This window comes from Bacteroides sp. RCH18 (genome assembly GCF_058231005.1).
Genome location: NZ_JBIPTC010000001.1, coordinates 3232952 through 3254717 on the forward strand (window position 1 = coordinate 3232952; position 21766 = coordinate 3254717).

11 protein-coding genes and 3 pseudogenes are annotated in these 21766 nt (G+C 43.4%); 11 read left to right on the forward strand and 3 right to left on the reverse strand.

Features of this window, described 5'->3' with window-relative positions:
* Positions 1 to 53: 53 nt before the first annotated feature.
* A complete protein-coding gene (locus ACHLI0_RS12785) occupies positions 54 to 1622 on the reverse strand; it encodes a DUF4832 domain-containing protein (protein ID WP_490749312.1) in 1569 nt (522 codons plus the stop codon).
* 422 nt (positions 1623 to 2044) lie between these two features.
* Between ACHLI0_RS12785 and ACHLI0_RS12790 the strand changes: the two genes are divergently transcribed.
* From ACHLI0_RS12790 to ACHLI0_RS12805, 4 genes are all read left to right on the forward strand, one after another.
* Complete coding sequence (locus ACHLI0_RS12790) at positions 2045 to 3280, forward strand: DUF3575 domain-containing protein (protein ID WP_490749313.1); 1236 nt, start codon at positions 2045 to 2047, stop codon at positions 3278 to 3280.
* 32 nt (positions 3281 to 3312) lie between these two features.
* A complete protein-coding gene (locus tag ACHLI0_RS12795; protein ID WP_490749580.1) occupies positions 3313 to 4227 on the forward strand; it encodes a DUF5119 domain-containing protein in 915 nt (304 codons plus the stop codon).
* A gap of 86 nt (positions 4228 to 4313) precedes the next feature.
* Positions 4314 to 5639: a fimbrillin family protein gene (locus ACHLI0_RS12800; protein WP_258970604.1), complete on the forward strand. Its 1326-nt coding sequence runs from the start codon at positions 4314 to 4316 to the stop codon at positions 5637 to 5639.
* Positions 5640 to 5775: 136 nt separating this feature from the next.
* A complete protein-coding gene (locus tag ACHLI0_RS12805) occupies positions 5776 to 9027 on the forward strand; it encodes a fimbrillin family protein (RefSeq protein ID WP_490749314.1) in 3252 nt (1083 codons plus the stop codon).
* A 134-nt stretch (positions 9028 to 9161) separates the two neighbouring features.
* On the opposite strand, the pseudogene ACHLI0_RS12810 reads toward ACHLI0_RS12805, so the two are convergent.
* Together ACHLI0_RS12810 and ACHLI0_RS12815 are read right to left on the reverse strand one after the other, a co-directional pair.
* Positions 9162 to 9314: pseudogene (locus tag ACHLI0_RS12810) on the reverse strand (IS4-like element ISBthe3 family transposase); the annotation flags it as partial.
* Positions 9305 to 9439: pseudogene (locus tag ACHLI0_RS12815) on the reverse strand (ISAs1 family transposase); the annotation flags it as partial. The pseudogenes ACHLI0_RS12810 and ACHLI0_RS12815, both read right to left, overlap by 10 nt.
* A 145-nt stretch (positions 9440 to 9584) precedes the next feature.
* On the opposite strand from ACHLI0_RS12815, the gene ACHLI0_RS12820 reads away from it, so the two are divergent.
* The 7 genes and pseudogenes from ACHLI0_RS12820 (at position 9585) to ACHLI0_RS12850 (ending at position 21681) form a co-directional block, all read left to right on the forward strand.
* Positions 9585 to 10832: a DUF2264 domain-containing protein gene (locus ACHLI0_RS12820; protein WP_490749315.1), complete on the forward strand. Its 1248-nt coding sequence runs from the start codon at positions 9585 to 9587 to the stop codon at positions 10830 to 10832.
* 654 nt (positions 10833 to 11486) lie between these two features.
* On the forward strand, positions 11487 to 12404 hold the full coding sequence (locus tag ACHLI0_RS12825) for an alkaline phosphatase family protein (RefSeq protein WP_008761765.1): 918 nt from the start codon (positions 11487 to 11489) through the stop codon (positions 12402 to 12404).
* Positions 12405 to 12767: 363 nt separating this feature from the next.
* Entirely contained in the window at positions 12768 to 15833 is a 3066-nt protein-coding gene (locus ACHLI0_RS12830) for a SusC/RagA family TonB-linked outer membrane protein (protein ID WP_490749316.1), read from the forward strand.
* Positions 15834 to 15872: 39 nt separating this feature from the next.
* Positions 15873 to 17498, forward strand: a complete 1626-nt coding sequence (locus ACHLI0_RS12835; RefSeq protein ID WP_008767302.1) for a RagB/SusD family nutrient uptake outer membrane protein — start codon at positions 15873 to 15875, stop codon at positions 17496 to 17498.
* A gap of 35 nt (positions 17499 to 17533) precedes the next feature.
* A pseudogene (locus ACHLI0_RS12840) lies at positions 17534 to 19097 on the forward strand (glycoside hydrolase family 30 protein).
* A 25-nt stretch (positions 19098 to 19122) separates the two neighbouring features.
* Positions 19123 to 20301 carry a hypothetical protein gene (locus tag ACHLI0_RS12845; RefSeq protein WP_016269078.1) on the forward strand — a complete coding sequence of 393 codons (1179 nt, stop codon included), beginning with the start codon at positions 19123 to 19125 and terminating at the stop codon, positions 20299 to 20301.
* A 189-nt stretch (positions 20302 to 20490) separates the two neighbouring features.
* Positions 20491 to 21681 carry a glycoside hydrolase family 130 protein gene (locus ACHLI0_RS12850; protein ID WP_016269079.1) on the forward strand — a complete coding sequence of 397 codons (1191 nt, stop codon included), beginning with the start codon at positions 20491 to 20493 and terminating at the stop codon, positions 21679 to 21681.
* Positions 21682 to 21766: the final 85 nt, after the last annotated feature.

Genomic DNA, 21766 nt, shown 5'->3' on the forward strand with positions numbered 1-21766 from the left:
GCTTCCGGTAATCATACCCGAAGCCTTTCACTTTTATCATAGAAACAAATCATTTATTCCACTTCAACCGCAGTCAATACATTCACACCATACTTTCCATCCTTAGAAATCCACCAGTCCGTATCTCCATTGGCACAATGGATGGCATAACGAGGATTATATCTGAGTCTCTCCGATCCGTCCGGTATCCACAGACCTAACTTATAAGTTCCGGCAGTCAGCGAGGCAGGAAGTTCAAGAGATACATCCACTGTATGCGTCAGCGAAGTATAGGTAGAATCCTTTGGTTCGAATGGTTGCCAATTCTTTGGATTGGCATCGGCCGGAAATTCCGTAACCTCTCCTGCATCATCAATCAATACGAAATAAACAGGATGTTCACCAAATACGGTGGCAAAACCTCTGTTCTTCAAGCTCAGTTTCAAGACGTTCTCCTTTCCACTCACGAATTTGGAAGGAAGCTGAAGTGATTGCAGCTCAATCCGGTAACCCAGATGATCGCGTATATAATCGAACACATTGCGTTTTACCTTCGTTCCGTCTTTCTTCCGGAAATAGCTGTCGGACACTGGCATATGATGCTGGAGAAGAGAGTCTTCCGTTATCATCGTTTTCTTCCAGACCACCATAGAGTATTCGGGCGGATTATTCTCGTCGAACCGCTTGTTGGGATGTTGCTCCTTATAGTTATGTATGATGCTTAACGAAGTATAATGCTGGAGGAATAAACGTCTTGCCACTTGCAGACCGTCAATAATCCATCCGGCAGAAGGACTGTCCGGATCAGCGCCCACACTCCAGAATCCCCAGGGCAGTTCACCGTCTACCACGAGGTAAGGAGATTCCGCCACTATCTGATCAAACTTCGGTGTCCCTTCGTGCATATCGGCATCCCATCTGTCGGGGCGTATGACAATGAAGTCATCATGGAAAGAAAGTCTCTTATACAGTTCCGGTTTATCTTTCAGCAGATTCTTAAATTCCGGGAGTCTGACTTGTACATTTCTCTCGGCAGGAACCACAGAAAGCAGTTTTTCCAATACGGCAGCTTTTGTTTCTTTCGAGTTTTCCAGTCCCTGAACCGAACTGTGCCATTCGCCCCATGCGCCAATCATTCCGGCTTGTACGACCAGAATCAAGTCTTTATTTTTCTCCAGGAAAGGTTTTAATTGATCCAAGTGCGCCAGTATCTGTTCGCCGGTAGGACCGACAGGCGACCGTCCCATAAAATCGCGTTCGTAGGCAAAGCGCAATACGGCCTTTTTTCCTTGCTTTTGCAGTTCATCAAAATATGCCTGCATGGTCCGGAAGTTTTCTTCAGACAGTTCTTTATCTATTAAATAAGTCAGATAAAAGTAGCTCTGTGAGAGTGAAACACTATCTGCTACATATTTAGCAGACAATTCATTCAGTTCTTCGGTAGGAGTCTCTTTTTCGTGCAGCACATCCACCGCAGTTTCCAGCCGGAATCCTCTTCCCGGGTTGTATAATCCATTTTCTCCCTGCGGGTCATCTACACAGATTCCACGAAACTCCAGCGTCCGTTGACTATGACCGCATCCGCCTGCCAATAAAGCAAAGAGTGCAACTATCATGCTGCTACCTATCCAATTCCTTCTCATAGTAATAATTTTGTTTACCGGACAAATTTATAACAATTCCGATGACAAGCATTATTTACTGGACATTTTGTATAAGAAAGTATCAGTATCGGATAAATAACGCAAAATTTGATGCTTTCGGTACGATTTTGAACCAAATGCGCTAAAAATACTCAAGACACAATTAGGAATAAAAGATAGATGATAGACTAAGGTGATAGGAATGAATAAAATTTGGGGGCGGTTACCTTGCTATTTTAAAACAGATGCATAAAATTTTTAGTTAAATATTTGCTTATATGTTTTATATAGTCTTATTTTGCGAAATATTTTTTAAAAAACTTAAAATCGTAAACTTAAGTTGGTGCTGTGTAGTTATGAAGAGGGTAAGAATTACATGTCATTTATTATTACTTTTTCTATTTATCCTACCAATACAGGCCATGAAAGTGTCAGAAGACACTTTGAAGGATACTTTGTATGTGCAAATAAGGTTTCAGCAAGGATATTCCTCTGTTGACACCTTGTTTAGTGACAATAAGATACATTTGGAACATCTGATTTCGTCATTGAACAATGCTGTCTCCGACTCATCGACTATTATAAAGTCTATCACTATAAAAGGCTGTGCCTCGCCCGAAGGTTATACTCCCATGAACCGTAAGCTCTCAGAAAAACGCGCTCAAAATGTGCGTACTTATATTATTGATAAGACTCTCCTGACAGCTTCTATAATCAAAGTAGCTCCTTCCGATGTGGATTGGGAGCTGCTGAGCAACATGATTGCCACTACCGAACAGCCGTGGCGCGACGAAGCGATTGCAATCATAGCCAACACCCCTATCTGGATTTTTGACAAAGATAAACGCATCATTGATGGCCGCAAAAACCGTTTATGTATGCTGCGGGGTGGACGTGCATGGAAATATATGAAGGAGAAGTTCTTTCCGGACTTGCGAAACGCACGGTTCCGCATCATATGCGAACGGGAGATATTATTGGCGAAAACTACGGACCAAGACTCGGTTACCCAGATTCCTGATACCATCGTAGAAGTTCATGTTCCGGTGTCCTCTTCCGAGGTGCTTTCCACTACAACAATACCACCGACGGAGAAAGAACACCGACGAATGAGAGCCTTGTTGAAAACCAACATGCTTTATGATATCGCCGCCATTCCTAACATTGGGATAGAAGTCGCCATCGGTCAGCGATGGTCGGTTGGAGCCAATTGGATGTATGCGTGGTGGAGCAATGACGCGAAGCATCGTTATTGGCGTGTTTACGGCGGTGATGTGGAATTGCGTACCCGTCTGGGACGTGTTCCCCGTGCTTCCGTGTCTCCTTTTGCCGGGCATCATCTGGGAGTATACGCCTCAATGGTGACTTACGATTTGCAGTTTGGCAATCGCACCGGAGTAATCGGCGATAAATATAACTACGCCGCAGGCGTCAGCTATGGCTATTCGCTACCCATTACGCACCGGCTTAATCTCGACTTTACGGCAGGCGTGGGCTATGCGTGGGGAAAATATAAAAAACATCATCCCATGGACGGCCATGATGTGTGGATGTCTACCCACAGATTAAAACGTTTCGGCCCTACACGTTTGGAAATAGGATTGCAGTGGCTCCTTGGCAAAGGCAATCACAACGCAAGGAAAGGAGGACGGAAATGAAATCGCTTTCACACCTGATAGTCGGTATACTGATGGCGGCTACCATCTTCTTGTCGGCCGCTTGCGAGCATCGCGATTTGTGTTACGACCATTCTCATTGGACCGATCTCAAAGTGGAGTTTGACTGGAGCGAGGCGCCCGACGCCACTCCGCATACGATGGTGGTTTATCTCTTTCCCCGCGATGGCAGTTTGCCGCGACGTTATGAAATTACCGATGTGAAGAATGGGACGAAAGTACGTGTGCCGTCAGGCGAGTTTGACGCTGTCACTTTCAACGGCGATACCGAGACTCTTAAAGAACAGGGAACCACTTATGCCAACTTCGTGGTGACCACCGCCAACGAGTCATTGCTAGCTCCGATGGAGCGTGACATTACCAATGTGCCGCCACCGCGTCCTGATGGTACTGAAAACGATCCGGTGAAGCAGACTCCCGATAAAGTGTGGAGTGGAAGTGTCGAAAACATATCGATAGTTCCCCTCGAAACGCCCCGACCGTTGAGGTTTACGCCCAAAGAAGCTACGGTGACGTACACTATCGTCTTGAAAGATGCCAAGAACGTCAATACAGGTATTGGCGTGAGCGTAGCCCTTACCGCTATGGCTGAAAGCTATTCGCCGTGGGCAGACGTGGCTGTGGGACGTGATGTCACTGTACCGATAGGACTTTCCGTAATCGACGATACCACGCTAAAAGGGGAGGTGACGGTTTTCGGTCATTGCCCGGTGATGAAGTCGGAGCGGCGGCACATCCTGACGGTATATACCTCAAAGATGAAGTATTACGAATACGATGTGACAGACCAGCTGCACGAAGCTCCCGATCCACACTATATCACCATTATCATTGAGGGCATAGAGTTGCCTGCTCCCGATGGAACAGGCATGACGCCGTCCGTGCCAGATTGGGACGATGTGGTTAATAACGACTTGGACATGGGTTGATACGGAATAAGCAAGAATGGTTTCTAAAAAATAACCTAAACAAAAGAATCATTTAAAAATAAAATATTAATTTAAATCTATCAAAGATGAACGTTTACTACAAAACATTGGCATTGGGATTTGGCTCAGTCCTTCTTGCCGCTTCTTGTTCAAACGATGAGATAGAACAAGTTAATCGAGGGCCGGAAATTACCTTTAACACTGCTGTGACTCGTGCTGCGGTGGAAACTTCTAGTACTCTTAGTGAATTCAAGGTATGGGCACAGGCTGATGGTTATACAGATACTAAGATTATTGATGGGCAGGTAGCCAAAAAAGTCACCGGTAAGAATTATTTTGAGATTGGCGACCCCGTATTTTGGCCGTCTGATGTCGCACAGATTAATTTCTGGGCAATTTCTCCTGCAACAATGAGCATTGCTGTAGACAAGCAAAATCCAACCATAGAGGATTTCACTCCTGCTGCAGAGCCTCAAGATCAGAAAGACTTGATTGTGGCCTATGAGGAGGCTTTTCGTTCGAATGGAACCAGTGTCAGTTTAAAGTTCAATCATGCCCTTTCACAGATTGTCGTTAAGGCCAAGAGAGGTGAGGTGCATAAAGGTGACAATGGATTGGACGAAACTAAGAAAGTCGATATAAAAGGTGCGTGGATTGTCAATGTGCAGCCCACCGGAACACTCGCTTTCAGCAAAAATGCGGGTGAGAGCAAGCATTATATGAGTTGGGAAGTGTCCGGTGACAAAACTCACTATGGAGGTGAATTCGAGAGTGTTGTGAATTTGACGGGACATGATGCTAAACCTGTATTAGCGATAAAATCAACGGAAACTGACGGTAAACCTGCCAATGGCAATAATTTGATGCTAGTGCCGCAGAAACTTGATGAATGGGATTTGAACAGCCAGACCGATAAGACTGCTAACGCTAAGAAAGGTGCCTATATTTTATTCCTCTGCCGCGTAACTACAGAGCATAAGGGAAGTACACACACGGGCACAAATAGTACCGGGGATGTGCAGGAAGGAGAAGGTAGTCATACACACCAGTTATTCCCTTTTACGGGCAAGTATAATGAAAATGAGTATGGTTTCTCCTGTATTCCTATCGATTCTAATTGGGAACCCGGAAAACTCTACATCTATACGCTTGAATTCTGTGGTCCTAAGAGTGGTGCCGGCGTATATCCTCCGCAAGATGATGTTAACAATATTTGGAAGGCATTGGGTGAAAAACCGAATTATATAACTGCCATTTCTACCATTCCTGGTGCTGATGGTAAAACGAAAACCGTTGGCGATCCTGTGCTTGACCTGCCTATTCGCTTCACGGTAGATGTGACAGAGTGGGACGATGTTTGGTCCAAAGAAGATGATAAAAATCACGATGGTCAAGACATCGAAATGAAATAATCGTAACACGCCTATTTAAGTGTTGCTGCCGTTTCTCCGGCAGAAAAAGGAAATAATATAATAAACCGGAAGACAGGTAACAAGTTGATGAGCTTATTGCCGTTTCTTCCGGTTTTATACCTAAAAAATCGTGATTATGCGACATTCTCGTATATTTCGTTCATCCTTTGAACATATGGTTTGTCTGTTTGTGGGCGCTGCGGCTTGTACTGTATCGTCCTGCACAGATGACACTTTCGATAAGTACGGACAGCAGGGAGCTTCAGGCATGCTTGCGTTCGATGTGGTGGCACCAGACAGTTGGACCAATGGCTTGGCGGCGGCAAACTCTGCCAACAAAGACATAAGCATCCGGAAAATAACACAGTCCGAAGGAGATGCCCCCCTTTATTTGGTTACCGAAATAGCAGAAGCAGCTGTGGATACGGCAGCTCACCGTGTAATGACCCGTGGCACGACGATAACCGGAGAAACCATTGAAAAGTATAGCTTCGGACTTTCCGCCATCTGTTATACCGGCGATTGGCCCGGAGAGGGTGAAGAAAACAAGTGGACCACCAACTTTGCCCATAACATAGAGGTGAACTATGCCCAAAATGCGTGGAATTTGAAGAAACCTCTACACTGGACCGGCTCGGGACGTATCAAGTTCTTTGCCTACTCCCCTTACTCTGCCGCTTCAGGTTCTTCTGACAACGCAAACAACGACACCATCATACATTCCAAACCGGATGCTACCGGTGTTCCCACACTGACCTACACCGTTCCTGAGGACGTAACCAAGCAGAAGGACCTTCTGTATGCCGTCGCTGATTGTGGCGGAGACGGCACAGGAGATATCCAGAAAGGTGCAGTACATCTACAGTTCAAGCATGCGCTGACCGCTGTCACCATACAAACAGGTAAAAACATGCTTGCCGGAAAAGTCACCGGCATAACGATTTCCGGAGTGCATGGAAAAGCAACTTGTCAGATAGGAACGGGAAACTGGATTCCCGATGGCGACGACCCCAATAGCAGTTTCAGCATAAACTATGATGAAGACGTAGAATTGGGTTGGAACGGAGATGACCTGATGACCAACCCCGACATTGTGCTGAATAAGGACGAAGAAGGATACACGTTCATGATGATTCCTCAAGCACTCACGGATAAAGCTATTCTGACAATATCCTTTACAGACAGTATTACGGAAATGAATCGTACTCTTACTGCCAAACTGAAAGATTTTACGAAAGACAAGACATGGGCGGCAGGAAAAAGATATACTTACTCTGTCAATTCCACCGGCATCGTGATAAAGCCGTTTATTGAGATGACCATCAATAAGACGTTATATCCTAATGGCGGTTATAGAGGGGGAGACTTTATAAACCTTAACGAAGAAAATCTGTACACGCCAATGTCAGATACGGAAAAACTGGTATATCTTCCGGTCAGCGGCTTTCTGAATGACGTAAACATTACTGCATACACCCATGTGGTGCAGGCCGGTGCGGCAGATGAAACGAAAGAACAGTATCGAAAGCTTGATTTTGAGATTCAATGGTCTTTTAACGGCACGGATTGGATATCGGAGAAGGGGCAAAAAGACTCCCATGATAACCCAATGGGATGGTGTCCTATTTCTACCCCCAAAACCATTGCAGACAATACCGACTGGAAATCTCCCGTAAGCGGAAGCATACTTCTGCCTGCTCAAGATCAATTTGCATACATGCAGGATTTCTTGTATGGAAAGCGGCCGTCTATAGAAGGTAGGACGTTGCCTGGTACAGTTACCCCTGCAGGAAAAGGGACGGAAACAGCCCCATTCAATTTGGTCACTGATAATAGCGTAAAATTTAAGGAAAGTGCCAACTGCTATATTGTGAATGATCACGGCTATTATACATTTCCGACTTACTATGGAAATACTTATAATGTGACCAGTACTTCATCTTACAAATATCAAGGCGATAGAGATAAAATTCCGGCAGCTGTTGATAGCCTTGTACTCAAGGATTTTGTAGACTATAACAACGATAAGATTGGTCAGGGTAGTATTAGTGGTATAACTGATGCCGTACTACTCTGGCAAGACAGTCCGGACCTGGTTACAGATGTGAAGTATAGTAACGGCAATGTATTTTTCCGTGTACCCAAAGAAACCATCAACCAAGGCAATGCCGTGATTGCCGTGCGCAACAACAAAAATATTTTATGGAGCTGGCATATATGGGTCACCCATCGCCAATGGGATGAAAACTCATGGATACAATTGTCAAGTATCAATGAATTCCAAAAGCCGTTTATCATAGCGCCTTGCAACCTTGGTTATTGCGAACCGCATAAAGGAGAACCTGAGAGAAGTATATTTATGCGTTTTGTCGCTGATCCCAAACTGGTAGGTGGAAATGGAGTTATACTGAATGAACAGCTAACAATCAACGGAGCATTAAGGAAATCTTCGGAGCCAAAAGAAGAAGCCGTCATTACGTTTACTCAACCCAAAATTGCAGCATCTGTAGCTGGCGACAATACATATTATCAATGGGGACGTAAGGATGCTATGCTACCGGGTATTCACAATGATGATACTTATAACAATGGTCTGGCTGATACTCACAAGCTTCGGTCAGAACTTGACATGGTGAATAAAATGTTCTATTCAACTGATAATTTTCGTTTCACTTCAGGAGAAACTGCGAGAAGTATCGGAGAAAGCATACAGTTTCCATATGAGTTTTTTATGCATCAGCGACCACATAACGATAACAATGTTGACGACAACTATAAACGACGTCACTGGCATAATGGATCAAATGTTTCTTATAGACTAAAAACCATTATGAATTATTGGAATACAGAATTGATTCAAAGTGGAAATGCAAACTACCTCAGTTATGACAAGAAGGATGATCCGGACTACAAGAAAGGCCCTAATGATAAATATGTTGTCAAAACAATATATGACCCCTCACCAGCTGGATTTAAAATTCCGCCTATTAAGGCTTTTGCTGATTTGTTTGATAATGTAAAGTTGGAAAAAATAGATCAAACAACTAAAGGCACACCAAATGCAACTGTAGTATCCCAGCCATTTGTAGGATGGACAGTTAATATTGGCGAAACAATGTTTTATTTCCCCGCTACCGGAGTACGTGATATGGGAATAGAAGACAAGAAAATAGACTATGGCACATTTCCAGGCTTCTCTTCAATAACATATATAGCAACATCTGGGTTTCACAAAAACGATGCTACTGCCACCAGCTCAAGTTGTTTGATATTCGCTATTGATAAAAGAACGAGTAATTTTCAAAATTGTACCGTTCCTATTGATGGAACCAACAACGCATACGGTTTCACCGTCCGTCCTATCCGCGATGGTCAAAAAGGAAACTAAAGCAGCCACGAAGAGTCTCCGACAAGGAGTGACTGTCTCTTTTTATAAAGCCACAGCTTTCCCAAAAGAGGGTGTCAAAAACCGGTAGTAACTGAATTCTCCTCCTTCAGGAAGCTACCCTTTATACACAAGTCTTAGCTGATTGGCTCATACAGTTCAAACTGTGTATAAAATCTATCCAGTCCATTCTTAAAGGTAATATATCCTGGAATGGACTGGCTCTTGTATGCACTCCATGTTCCTAACCTTGCAATAATCCATGCTGTCCATGCCATTATTTGTCTTTCTGTTCCGAAACAATATGCAATGCCATCTTCCTCAAAACAGAGATGTTTTGTGATGCGAACCCTTTCTTTGCTCTGCACGCATCTTTCTTAAAAGTAACCTCCAAATGCCAATGTAACTGGTTCTCGGTTGCCCTAATCGGATAAATAACGCAAAAGTATTAGTTAATGCTAAGATTGTATTTGCCCTGCTATCGGAATAATTCTACCTTTGCCATACGCTTCGGCTATGGCTCCTTAGCTGAAGATTTAATCTTAAAAATAAGGCAATACATGAAAAGACTTCATTGGATCTTACTATTAATGATTCTGCTGATCCCGACAGAAAGTATCAGCGCCAAAAAGAACACAGAGAAAAGCGACAGAGAAATCTGGTGCGACGTAATGTACCGGATGGCAGCTCCTGTATTGAGCAACATGAGCGAAGGCCTGCTGAAACAGAATATGCTCGTAGAATTAAGTCCGACATGGGACGGACGCGACAAGAACGTCACTTATATGGAATGTTTCGGGCGTCTGATGGCGGGACTGGCACCGTGGCTGTCATTGCCCGATGATGATACTCCGGAAGGACTCCAACGCAAACAACTGCGGGAATGGGCGTTGAAAAGCTACGTTCATGCAGTAGATCCCGCTTCCCCCGATTATCTGTTATGGCGTCAGGAGAATCAGACCTTGGTGGATGCCGCCTTCCTGGCAGAAAGTTTCCTGAGAAGTTATGATGCCTTATGGATGCCATTGGACAGTATCACCAAGCAGCGGTATATCGCCGAATTTACGGATCTCAGACGGGTCGATCCTTCCTATAGCAACTGGCTGTTGTTCAGCGCCACCGTCGAGTCCTTCCTTCGGAAAGCTGGCGCGCCCAGTGACACTTACCGCATCAGTTCCTCTCTGCGCAAGATAGAAGAATGGTACATAGGTGATGGCTGGTATTCGGACGGACCTCGTTTCGCATTCGACTATTACAATAGTTTCGTCATACATCCTATGTATATAGAAGCACTGGAAGTAATTACCGGAGCCGGCAAACGTGAGAAGATAGGAAATATGCCCGGCTGCAACTTCCATGAAGCGATCAGACGTGCCCAACGATTCGGAGTAATCCTCGAACGCCTCATCTCTCCGGAAGGTACACTGCCTGTTTTCGGACGTTCTATCACTTACCGTACCGGGTCTTTGCAGACATTAGCCCTGCTTGCGTGGCGCAACTGGCTTCCCGAAGAATTATCAAACGGACAGGTCCGCACAGCCATGACGGCTGTCATCCGACGTATGTTCGGAGACGGCCGCAACTTCAATGCGGCAGGCTTTCTGACACTGGGATTCAACGGTTCCCAGCCCGGTATTTCCGATTATTACACTAATAACGGCAGCTTGTATATGGCATCGCTTGCTTTCCTCCCGCTAGGTCTGTCTGCCGATGATCCCTTCTGGACGAATGCTTCACAATCCTGGACTTCGAAAAAAGCATGGGAAGGAGAAGAGTTTCCGAAAGATCATTCTTATCATAAAGAATAAGTGAGAATCAACGTCTTATAATAGTTTCCAGTCGCACTGGAAACTATTGTCCATTCACACCGGAAACTGTTTTATCACAGCCAACTCTTGACTTTTCCTTTTTTATTTTGTATCTTTGAAGGTAGTAAAAAGAAGAAAAGCAATATGAAACGTATAAAATATAAGACATAACAGCAGTCAATAAGGCATCTGTTTCCATCTATAAAGGAATGGGAAAGGGAGAAAATCAGCACTGATTTTCTCCCTTTTTGTTTATATAATTCCAAGGTTATTCAGAAATTCTCCCAAAATAGTTTTTAATAAACTTGGATACCGTTTATAATAAACCTTTCAACTATTTATTAAAAACGCTCAAACGGTTTATTATAAAACTGTAAGGATATTATCGCAGCTAAGCTGAAAGAATATTCATAGTTGGGCAGGACAGTCATTAAAATGGTCAATATTATAGACAAATAATCAAGGATAGAATTTGACAGCCAAAGAATCAATGCCAGGCAAAAGACAGAAATTCAAAAGAAATACCATAAAAGTATTAGTATCTGCTAATATTATATTTGTCTCCCCCTCAAAATAATCCTACCTTTGCTCATCATTAGTTATGCCCTTGGATTAAATAACGAATAAAACATTAACCCTATAAATAACAATATCATGAATAAACAAACCTTTTTAACACTACTTGCTACATTCGCACTCCTCTTCAGTTTCACTTTCTCCTGCCATGCCAAAGGAAAAGACAAAGCTAAACATGTTGTTTTCATCGGTTTGGACGGTTGGGGAGCCTACAGCCTTCCCAAAGCAGATATGCCGAACGTAAAGAAACTGATGGAGGACGGAGCTTACACACTGAAAAAGCGTTCTGCCCTCCCCTCTTCCAGCGCCATCAACTGGGCATCCATGTTCATGGGAGCGGGACCGGAACTTCACGGATACACCGAATGGGGATCTAAAACACCGGAACTTCCCTCGCGTGTATTAAATAAGAATGGTATCTTCCCTACTGTTTTTCAATTACTGCGTGATGCCCGCCCGGAAGCGGAAATCGGCTGCCTGTATGAATGGGAAGGAATTAAATATTTAGTAGATACGCTGTCTTTAAGTTATCACTATCATGTTGCCGACTGCAACAAGACTCCGAAAGAACTGGGCAATATGGCTTCTTCTTATATTAAGGAGAAACACCCCGCTCTTGTTGCCATCTGCTACGACGGCCCCGACCACACCGGACACACTGCCGGACACGACACACCGGAATATTATGAGAAACTTAAAGAACTGGATATGTATGTCGGCCAAATCGTTCAGGCGGTAAAAGACGCGGGACTGCTGGATGATACTATTTTCATATTAACTTCCGATCATGGAGGTATCGATAAAGGTCATGGCGGAAAAACAATGCAAGAAATGGAAACTGCTTTCATCATATCCGGCAAGAATATTAAAAAAGGACTCCGGTTTGACGATGTAAGCATGATGCAATACGATGTGGCGTCCACTATCGCCCGCATCTTTCATTTAGAACAACCACAAGTTTGGATAGGTAGACCCATGGAGATTGTTTTCAAATAATCATTCAGGATGATTAATAGGATAAGAAAAGGAGAAGCTAACTATATTAGTTTCTCCTTTTTTGATTTATCTTTCCACGCTCATAAATAGCGGATTACAAATACTTTTATTACAATAATATAGATTACATCTCCATAGCTGTTAATTGTCAAATAATACCTGCATCAAAACACATATGATATAAACAAGACTCTAACAGAATTCCCACATAACTAAAACATGCATAAAAAAGTATCAGAATGAGATAAAATAATACTTGTTTCCCGTAGCATTATCGCCTACTTTTGCATCATCAGTTATTGGTTGAAGTTTCCATGGATCAAGCAACAATTGAACAGAGTTTATAATCTAATACAATAAATTATGAGAAGAAAAATTTATTTTCTACTATTCTTTTTTCTTTGTCTGATTAGCATTCCACTAGCAGCCCAGGATATTGAAATAAAAGGAATGGTAACAGAAGCTACAACAAATGAACCCTTACCCGGAGTTACAGTCAGAGTGAAAGGTAAAGACACCGGCACAGTAACAGACATGGATGGTAAATACTCCATCAAAGCAAATAAAGGGAATATACTGGTATTCTCAACAATAGGTATGAAACAAATAGAAAGAGCGATCACGTCCGGAACTCCAATCAATGTATCTATGGAAGAAGACAATATCGCTCTCGAACAAGTAGTAGTGATCGGTTATGGTACAGTGAAGAAAAGTCATCTTTCGGGAGCTGTAGGCTCGGTCAGTGCAAAAGAGCTTAACGGTCAGGTTGCTTCTAACGCAGCCACAGCCTTACAAGGGAAAATACCCGGAGTATCAGTAGCCAGCTCCAGTGGTGACCCCAATGGAAGTATGACGATTAATGTTCGTGGTATCAGTTCTTTATCCAACAACAATCCACTTTATGTAGTAGACGGAGCATTTGGAGATATCAGTATGGTTGATCCTAACGATATTTCCTCTATCGAAGTTTTAAAAGATGCTGCCGCGGCAGCAATCTACGGTTCACGTGCAGCAGGTGGTGTTGTACTGATTACCACTAAAAGCGGTCGTAAAGACATGCCGACTAAACTAGATGTCAATTTCTTCACAGGAATCAGCCAGACTCCCAAAACACTGAAAGTTTTTAATGGAGAAGAATACAGCCGCTTCGCGCGCTACTACAAATTGGCAGGCGACGGTTATGGTGCAGAAAATGGAGCTACCCCTTTCATTGGAGAAGGCACAGACTGGCAAGATGTAATGCTGCGTACCGCCATGACTTATAAAGCCAATGCTACCATCAGCGGCGGTTCCAAAAACGGTTCTTACAGTTCGTCAGTCAGCTACCTTAATAAAGAAGGTATACTGCGCAACACTGATCATGAATCTTACAATATCCGTTTGAAAAGCGATTATTCATTCTTCGACAATCGCTTGACAATAGGTGAGTCTATGATTGTAAATCTGACAAAAGGTAGTGGATACATTCATCAGGATACCATGTTCGATATCTTTCAGTTCCCGTCAGTAGTACCGGTATACGATCCTACAAACGCAGGAGGCTGGGGTACTTCCAATGACATCAATTTACCGAATCCATTGGCTGAAATGACAGTCAACGACGAACGGACAGAAACAACCAAGATTTTCCTCAATGCCTATTTACAGGCTGAAATCATCAAAGGACTAAAGTACAAACTCAATGTAGGTATCAGAAAAGAGCATACTAAGTGGCGTTATTACAAGGATGTATACGATTTAGGAACATTCGGTAAAAACGACAAGCCCGACCTTGAAGAAAAATCGTCAACATGGGAATCATGGGTATTAGAAAACACCCTGAATTATGACCGTACATTCAGCAAACACAATTTGTCACTCCTTGCCGGATACTCTGCCCAGAAAGACAAAAGTTACAGCCTGTATGGTAAAAATGGAGATATGCCCCAGTTCATTGAAACAATGCCGGGCAATGTAGATCCTTCCAACCTGAAAGCATCCAGTTCGCTGAATGAACTTGCATTGGTATCTCTGTTCGGACGTGTCATGTATTCCTTTGACGACCGTTATTTATTCTCGGCATCTATTCGCCGTGACGGTTCTTCACGTTTCAGAAGTGGACATCAATATGGTGCATTCCCTTCTGCTTCTATTGGATGGAACATCAACCGCGAAAAATTCTTTAAACCTTTAGAGAATGTATTCGATCAGTTGAAGCTGCGTTTTAGTTATGGTAAACTCGGTAATCAGGAGATGACCAGCTACTATCCGACACAAAGTGTAGTATCGGACGGCATGAACTATGTGATGAATAATTCGCCTTGGTTTGGGTCTATGCCATATGTGCAGGCAATCTCACCCGCCAATTTAACATGGGAAAATACGGAGACCTATAACATCGGTTTAGATGTCAGTCTGCTAAACGGACGATTGACACTTACTGCTGATGCTTACGTTAAGAATACAAATGATGTGCTATTACCTATTCCTTCTACCGCATCTACCGGTATCAGCGGAAACTCTATTCAGAATGCGGGACAAGTACGGAACAAAGGATTCGAACTTGCGGTCAACTATCGCGGTGCCATCAAGGAAAAGTTCAACTATTATATCGGTGCCAATATCGCAGCCGACAAGAATGAAGTGACCAAAATAACATTAGGCGGACAAAACCTGATGATCTCCGGATACAGCGCACACGGTGCCGGTGGTCGCGGTATCAATATGTTTGCAGAAGGGCACCCGATGTCATATTTCAACCTGATCGAAACAGACGGATTATTCCGCTCGGCAGAAGAGATCGCTAATTATAAAAACAAAGACGGTGAACTCATCCAGCCCGCTGCACAAGTTGGTGACGTCCGCTACAAAGACTGGAACGGTGACGGCAAAATAAACACAGATGACCAGCATGACGTAGGAAGTCCGTTCCCCGATTTCACTTTTGGCATAAGACTCGGCGGCGAATGGAACAACTTCGACTTTAACCTTTTCTTTGACGGAATGGTAGGCAACAAGATATATAATTATCCCCGTTATCGCCTGGAATCAGGAAACTTCAACGGAAATATGAGTACCGTATTGGCCAATTCATGGAGACCAGACAATCAGAACACTGATATTCCTCGTTTCTCTAAGACTGACGGTGCAGACAACAAATGGGCATACACCGACAGATGGCTGGAAGACGGCTCGTACATACGTTTGAAAACATTGGACATTGGCTATACATTACCCAAAGTTCTGACAAAGAAAATCAAACTTGAAAACGTAAGAATATACACTTCAATGGAGAACCTGTTCACATTGACCAAATATTCCGGCTATACCCCCGACCTGGGTGAAAGTTCTGTCGCAGGTGTTGCTTACAATGTATTCTCAAGAGGTATCGACCAGGGACGCTATCCATTGCCCCGTACTATTTCTTTCGGAATACAAGTCAACCTGTAATACCTTAAATTAATATTAAACATTAAACAGTTTATGAACATGAAAAGAAATTGGTTATCATATATGTGCATGGCAGCTCTTTTTTCCGGAGCGCTGACATCGTGCAACGAATCCAGCTTTTTGAATCTGTCGGACCCTAATTACTTCACGGAAAGCAACTTCTGGAAAGATAAAGCAGATGCAGAAAGTGCTTTGGCAGCCGCCTATTCTCCGATAAAAGGAGCCATGTACGGATACTTCGGCGCATTTGACGGCTGGTTAAACTTAAACGGTCGTGGTGACGATATCTACACAATCAAAGGAGAAGAAGTTCCGATGTGGAATATTGCAAACTTCCTGAACTCGCCCTCTACCGGAAATGATCCTTACGGAGCGCTTTATTCAGGCATCCAGCGTGCCAACATCGTACTGCGGTATATTGATCAGATACCTGCATCAGGTATTACTGAAGAAGACCGCTCGATGATCAAAGGCGAAGCACTCTTTCTGCGTGGCTATCAATACTTCCTGTTAGTCAACAATTACAAAGAAGTGCCTTTGAGACTGATTCCTTCCAACGAAGATGAAACCAATAAAGCCGCTGCTACAGAAGCTGCATTATGGGCACAAGTAGAAGAAGATCTGGATAACGCCATCAAATGCAACCTGCCAGTAGAACGCTCTACTGCCAAAGAACGCATAACTAAAGGTGCAGCTATTGCAATGCTGGGCAAAGTATATGCCACCCAACACAAATATCCGGAAGCCAAACAGCTATTAGGTACATTACTGAAAGCTCCTTATTCTTACGAATTGATGGACAACTTCGAAAAGAATTTCACAAATGAAGAAGAGTTCAATAAAGAATCCGTATTTGAACTGGCATACAGTCCGGACGGAGACTACTCCTGGAGCAATGAAAGTGGTATCTGTTTAGGTTGCTACATTCCTCAGTTTATCGGTCCGGTAAAATCCGGCGGATGGGCTAAATTAATGCCGAACTCCCTGATCGTAGGAGAGTTTACAAAAGAAACACGTCCGAGTGATGCAGATACCAAGTTTGACAAACGTATGTATGCCAGCCTCTTTTTTGATGCTGCCAACTATGGAGATAAAGTTCCTAACGAGAAATGGTATGGCAATAATTACTCCATGGATGATCTTTGGGAAGGCAATGAAGGAAAAATGGCAGGCGGAGCACCAAGTTTCAACGTCAATGGGACAGCAGGTAAGTTCCTGATAAAGAAAAATACTGCATATTATGTGGATGACAAGGCACCGGACAACATGGGCAACAAAGAAGGAAGGTCCAGCAATTTGCGCGTAATGCGCTTTGCCGAGGTACTGTTGCTTTATGCTGAAGCATGCGCCAAAACCAATGATCCGGATGGTGCCAACTATGCTTTAAAGCAAATCCGCCAAAGAGCAGGACTTACGGAAAAGACTTTTGCACAAGCTGAATTAATGAATGAAATAGAACACCAATGCTTATTGGAGTTCTTTGCGGAAGGACATCGTTTTGACGATTTGAAACGTTGGTATTCGCCCAGCGAAATTCAGTTGATCTTCAAGGCGAATGGAAAACAAGGTGCGGAAAACTTCCAGGAAAAACACCTTTATTATCCTATACCGACAAGTGAACTAAACAATAATACTGCCATGGAACAAACCAGTTTATGGAAATAAAAAACCTAGCAAGATTAACTTAATAAAGAAACAACATGAAAAAGATATATTCATTATTATTCGTATCCCTCTTTCTATTCATTGGATACTCTTGTGACGATGGAAGTCTGAGTCACAGTGACGTCTACATTCCGGACCCGGTAGAAGAAACAGACGAGGATGACGGATTCTCAGCCGAACCCACCACAGAAGCTGTCATCAAAGTACAGTTCGGAGAAGGGCACGAACATCAGATAATCGATGGCTTCGGATGTGCCTTTGCAGAGTGGTCACATCGTATATGGAACAACATGATGCGCGAAGATGTAGTCAATGATCTTTTCGGAGAAAATGGCTTGAAGCTGAATATTTTCAGAGGTGAGGTATTTCCACACTATCAGAACCCTACCACGAACGTCATTGACTTCGGAATGAACCGTACCTTCAATCTTGCAGCCAACGATCCTTCTATGATCAATGATTACTGGAGAGACTTTAACGGTTCCGGATGTGGCGAACAAGTACAATTAGGTCAAATGTGGCTGGTAGATATCCTGCAGAAAAAATATAAAGATGTGAAATTTATATTCTCTACCTGGAGTCCTCCCGGAACTATGAAATCTAACGGAAAGCCCTCAGGCGGTAGCCTGGCGTCCGGTGCGGAAGACGCATATGCTAACTATCTGATTGACTTCATCAAAGCATACACTGAAAAGTTCGGCATTGAGATATATGCAATATCACCATCTAATGAGCCTAACAGCAGTGGAACGGGATGGAACGGTTGTAGCTGGAGTTATACCAATCTGGCTAACTTCTGCCAGAAGAATCTTCGCCCGGCTTTAGATAAAGCAGGTTATCAAGACATGAAGATTATCTTTGGAGAGCACTCGTGGTGGAAAGCAGGAGTCACTTTTCTTGAAAATGGCTTGAAAGCCTGTCCCGATCTGGTTAACTCCAACATTATTGCAGCAGCTCACGGATACACATTAATTGGCAACACTGAGTTTGTACAATCACCACTCTGCGCTGAAAATAATATTCATTTATGGAATACGGAAACCAGTTCTACAGACACATACGATCCATCCTGGAAAAAACGCGATGCAATGGGCTACTACTTTCCATAATTATCTGGCAGTTTCCAACCTAAACGCATTTATCTGGTGGGCAGGTGCACGTCCTTGTACGAATAATGAAGCGTTGATCAGACTGGAAGAAGCACTTCCCGGAACCAATTATGAAAGAGCGTCCCGCTACTACAGTTACGGACAATTTACTAAGTTTATCCCGGAAGGAAGCCGACGTGTGGATATCAAGACTGTTGCTCCCGAAGGTGACGAAGAAGCATTCCCGAAAGAACTGTTGATGACAGCTTACATCAAGGACGACAATTATACGATCGTACTGGTAAACAATTCTACAAGCAAGGCCTTCGAAACCAAACTGGAAATTGAAGGAAAAGAGTTTCAGACCATGATCTCGTATACATCAGATGAAGGAGTTAAGTGGCAACGCAAAAAAGTAAATCCATCTCTCAGCGGATTGCGCTCCATTACAGTCCCTAAGTTTAGTGTAGTAACCATCACTGGTAAAATGAAAGATATTGAAGCTGAATAAATAGTCTAAATAAACAATGAATATCATGAAAAGAAATCTATTATATTTGGCAGGATTCCTGCTTGCAGCCGCTACTGTTTTCTCCGGCTGTAATGACGATGATCCATCCTATCACGACTTAGTGCCGAATACGCAGGAGTTGATCATTAATCTGGATGAGACCCCGGAAGGAATCATTCAAATAGTTCAAGGCAACGGCAATTATAAAATTACAAGTTCCAATGAAGATGTAGCAACCGCCATTGCCGAAGGTAACAAAATTAAAGTAACAGCTCTGAAAGCCGGTAGTACCGACTTATCTATTACCGACTGGGCTAAAATGAGTACCAATGTCAAAGTCATCGTCGATCAGTTAAGTGAACTGGTTTTGTCCAATTCGGCTACAACAATGTATCCGGGTGAAAACAAGACAGTCAATGTTTATACAGGAAACAGAGGCTACAAAGTAACAGTTGACAAAGAATCTGTCGTGAAAGCTACAGTAGATGAAGAAGGACATATACAGATAGAATCTCTGGCACCAGGCAATGCAACAGTTACAGTGACCGACAGACTGAACAAGAGTGCAGAATTTTCAGTAAAAGTAATAAAGAAACTTGTAGTTGACAATAGTGAAGAAATTGCTTATTTGACAGTCGGTGAACCTTTGACAATCAAGATTCTGGACGGTAACGGAGGCTATACCTGCACAAATAATGGTTCTGCCACTTATCTGAAATGCACGATAGCGGAAAATGGAACAGATGTTATCATCGAAGGTCTTAAAAGATATCGTTTCAACAAGACGGTAACAATCAAAGACCAGGAAGGAGAGTCAATCAGCATCAATATAGTCTATATCGACGACCTATATCTGGAGAATCCATCATATCGTTACTTAATAGCAGGTTCATCTTCTTATCAGTCTGTCTCTACCTCGGCAGTGGGTTCCATTACTCATTCGGAAGAGTTCAATATGTCCGAAATTGTTATAAAAGGAACAGGAACTTATGCCAGCGGTTTTGCAGTTCAGTTTACAGGTGATTTGACGAAAGGCAACAAAGGTGATGCGGTACTGTATAAAGTAACAAGAAATGCAGTGGACAAAAAAGTGAAATATCCGATAGAAGATTGCCGGATCGATAAAGTGGAAGATGGTTGGTACTGGGTCAGCTTCTTAGAACCCAATTGTACCATCCGCTCTTATATGATTACCAAACAATAGTTTATAGACTTGACACATGTATTTTTTGAAAGTACCCCCATACTTTCAAAATGACAAAAGTACAAAGAGACTGTCCCTACAACACCGTATATCTCAGGTATGTCTGGCTTGTAAACAGTCTCTTTTGTCCTGTCAAGTAATACAAAAAGGATCGCAAGCCGATGCTTTACTCTAATTTTATGAATTGATATGAATAGATATGATAACAGACTACATATTCTCACTAAAGAATATGATGAGCTCATCTCACGTGAAAATGAAAAGATACTGCCCGGCAATGGTGTTTTTGAACGATACAAATACCCCATTCTGACAGCAGACCACCCCCCGCTGGAGTGGAGATACGACTTCAATCCGGAAACAAATCCCTATCTGATGGAACGTTTCGGCATTAACGCCGTATTCAATGCAGGCGCTATCAAATTCAACGGGAAATATCTTATTATGGCACGAGTAGAAGGGCATGACCGCAAATCATTCTTTGCCATCGCAGAAAGTCCCAATGGTATCGACAACTTCCGCTTCTGGGAATATCCGGTACAACTGCCGGACCTATATCCGGAAGAAACGAACGTCTACGATATGCGTCTGACAAAACACGAGGACGGATGGATATACGGTATCTTCTGCTCGGAAAGCAAAGATCCGGACGCACCCGCAGGAGACCTCACATCGGCCATTGCAGCAGCAGGAATCATACGCAGCAGGGACCTTAAAAACTGGGAACGCCTGCCCAACCTCGTCTCCCAAAGCCAGCAACGGAATGTGGTGCTGCACCCCGAATTCGTAGACGGCAAATATGCATTGTACACCCGTCCGCAGGACGGATTCATCGATGCAGGCAGCGGAGGCGGTATTTCATGGGCATTGATAGACGATATCACTCATGCAGTGGTCAAGAAGGAAATCGTTATAGAACAGCGCCATTATCACACGATCAAAGAAGTGAAAAACGGTGAAGGGCCTCATCCCATCAAGACTCCCGAAGGATGGCTACATCTGGCACACGGAGTCCGTGCCTGTGCTGCCGGACTCAGATATGTCCTATATCTGTATATGACGTCTTTAGATGACCCCAGTAAAGTGATAGCCCAGCCGGGAGGTTACTTCATGGCACCCGTGGGAGAAGAAAGAACCGGAGATGTATCCAACGTGTTATTCTCCAACGGATGGATCGCAGATGAAGACGGAACGGTATACATCTACTATGCTTCCTCCGACACACGGATGCACGTAGCGACTTCTACGATCGAACGGCTAATCGATTACTGCCGGCATACACCGGAAGACAGACTCCGTTCCACGACTTCCGTGAAAAGCATATACGATATCATAGAAGCCAATAAGCTCGTGATGTCGGAAAATGCCGTTATATTATAGTTCCGGAAGCAGTATTATCATCTGTCTTTCAGGATGTTCCATTCTGCATGATGGATATTAACAACTGAGTTGCAGGGTATTAACA

Excerpts from the sequence above, each read along its gene's own strand:
- ACHLI0_RS12785 (WP_490749312.1), bottom strand. The coding sequence starts at position 1,622 with ATGAGAAGGAATTGGATAGGTAGCAGCATGATAGTTGCACTCTTTGCT.
- ACHLI0_RS12790 (WP_490749313.1), top strand. The coding sequence starts at position 2,045 with ATGAAAGTGTCAGAAGACACTTTGAAGGATACTTTGTATGTGCAAATA.
- ACHLI0_RS12795 (WP_490749580.1), top strand. The coding sequence starts at position 3,313 with ATGGCGGCTACCATCTTCTTGTCGGCCGCTTGCGAGCATCGCGATTTG.
- ACHLI0_RS12800 (WP_258970604.1), top strand. The coding sequence starts at position 4,314 with ATGAACGTTTACTACAAAACATTGGCATTGGGATTTGGCTCAGTCCTT.
- ACHLI0_RS12805 (WP_490749314.1), top strand. The coding sequence starts at position 5,776 with ATGCGACATTCTCGTATATTTCGTTCATCCTTTGAACATATGGTTTGT.
- ACHLI0_RS12820 (WP_490749315.1), top strand. The coding sequence starts at position 9,585 with ATGAAAAGACTTCATTGGATCTTACTATTAATGATTCTGCTGATCCCG.
- ACHLI0_RS12825 (WP_008761765.1), top strand. The coding sequence starts at position 11,487 with ATGAATAAACAAACCTTTTTAACACTACTTGCTACATTCGCACTCCTC.
- ACHLI0_RS12830 (WP_490749316.1), top strand. The coding sequence starts at position 12,768 with ATGAGAAGAAAAATTTATTTTCTACTATTCTTTTTTCTTTGTCTGATT.
- ACHLI0_RS12835 (WP_008767302.1), top strand. The coding sequence starts at position 15,873 with ATGAAAAGAAATTGGTTATCATATATGTGCATGGCAGCTCTTTTTTCC.
- ACHLI0_RS12845 (WP_016269078.1), top strand. The coding sequence starts at position 19,123 with ATGAAAAGAAATCTATTATATTTGGCAGGATTCCTGCTTGCAGCCGCT.
- ACHLI0_RS12850 (WP_016269079.1), top strand. The coding sequence starts at position 20,491 with ATGAATAGATATGATAACAGACTACATATTCTCACTAAAGAATATGAT.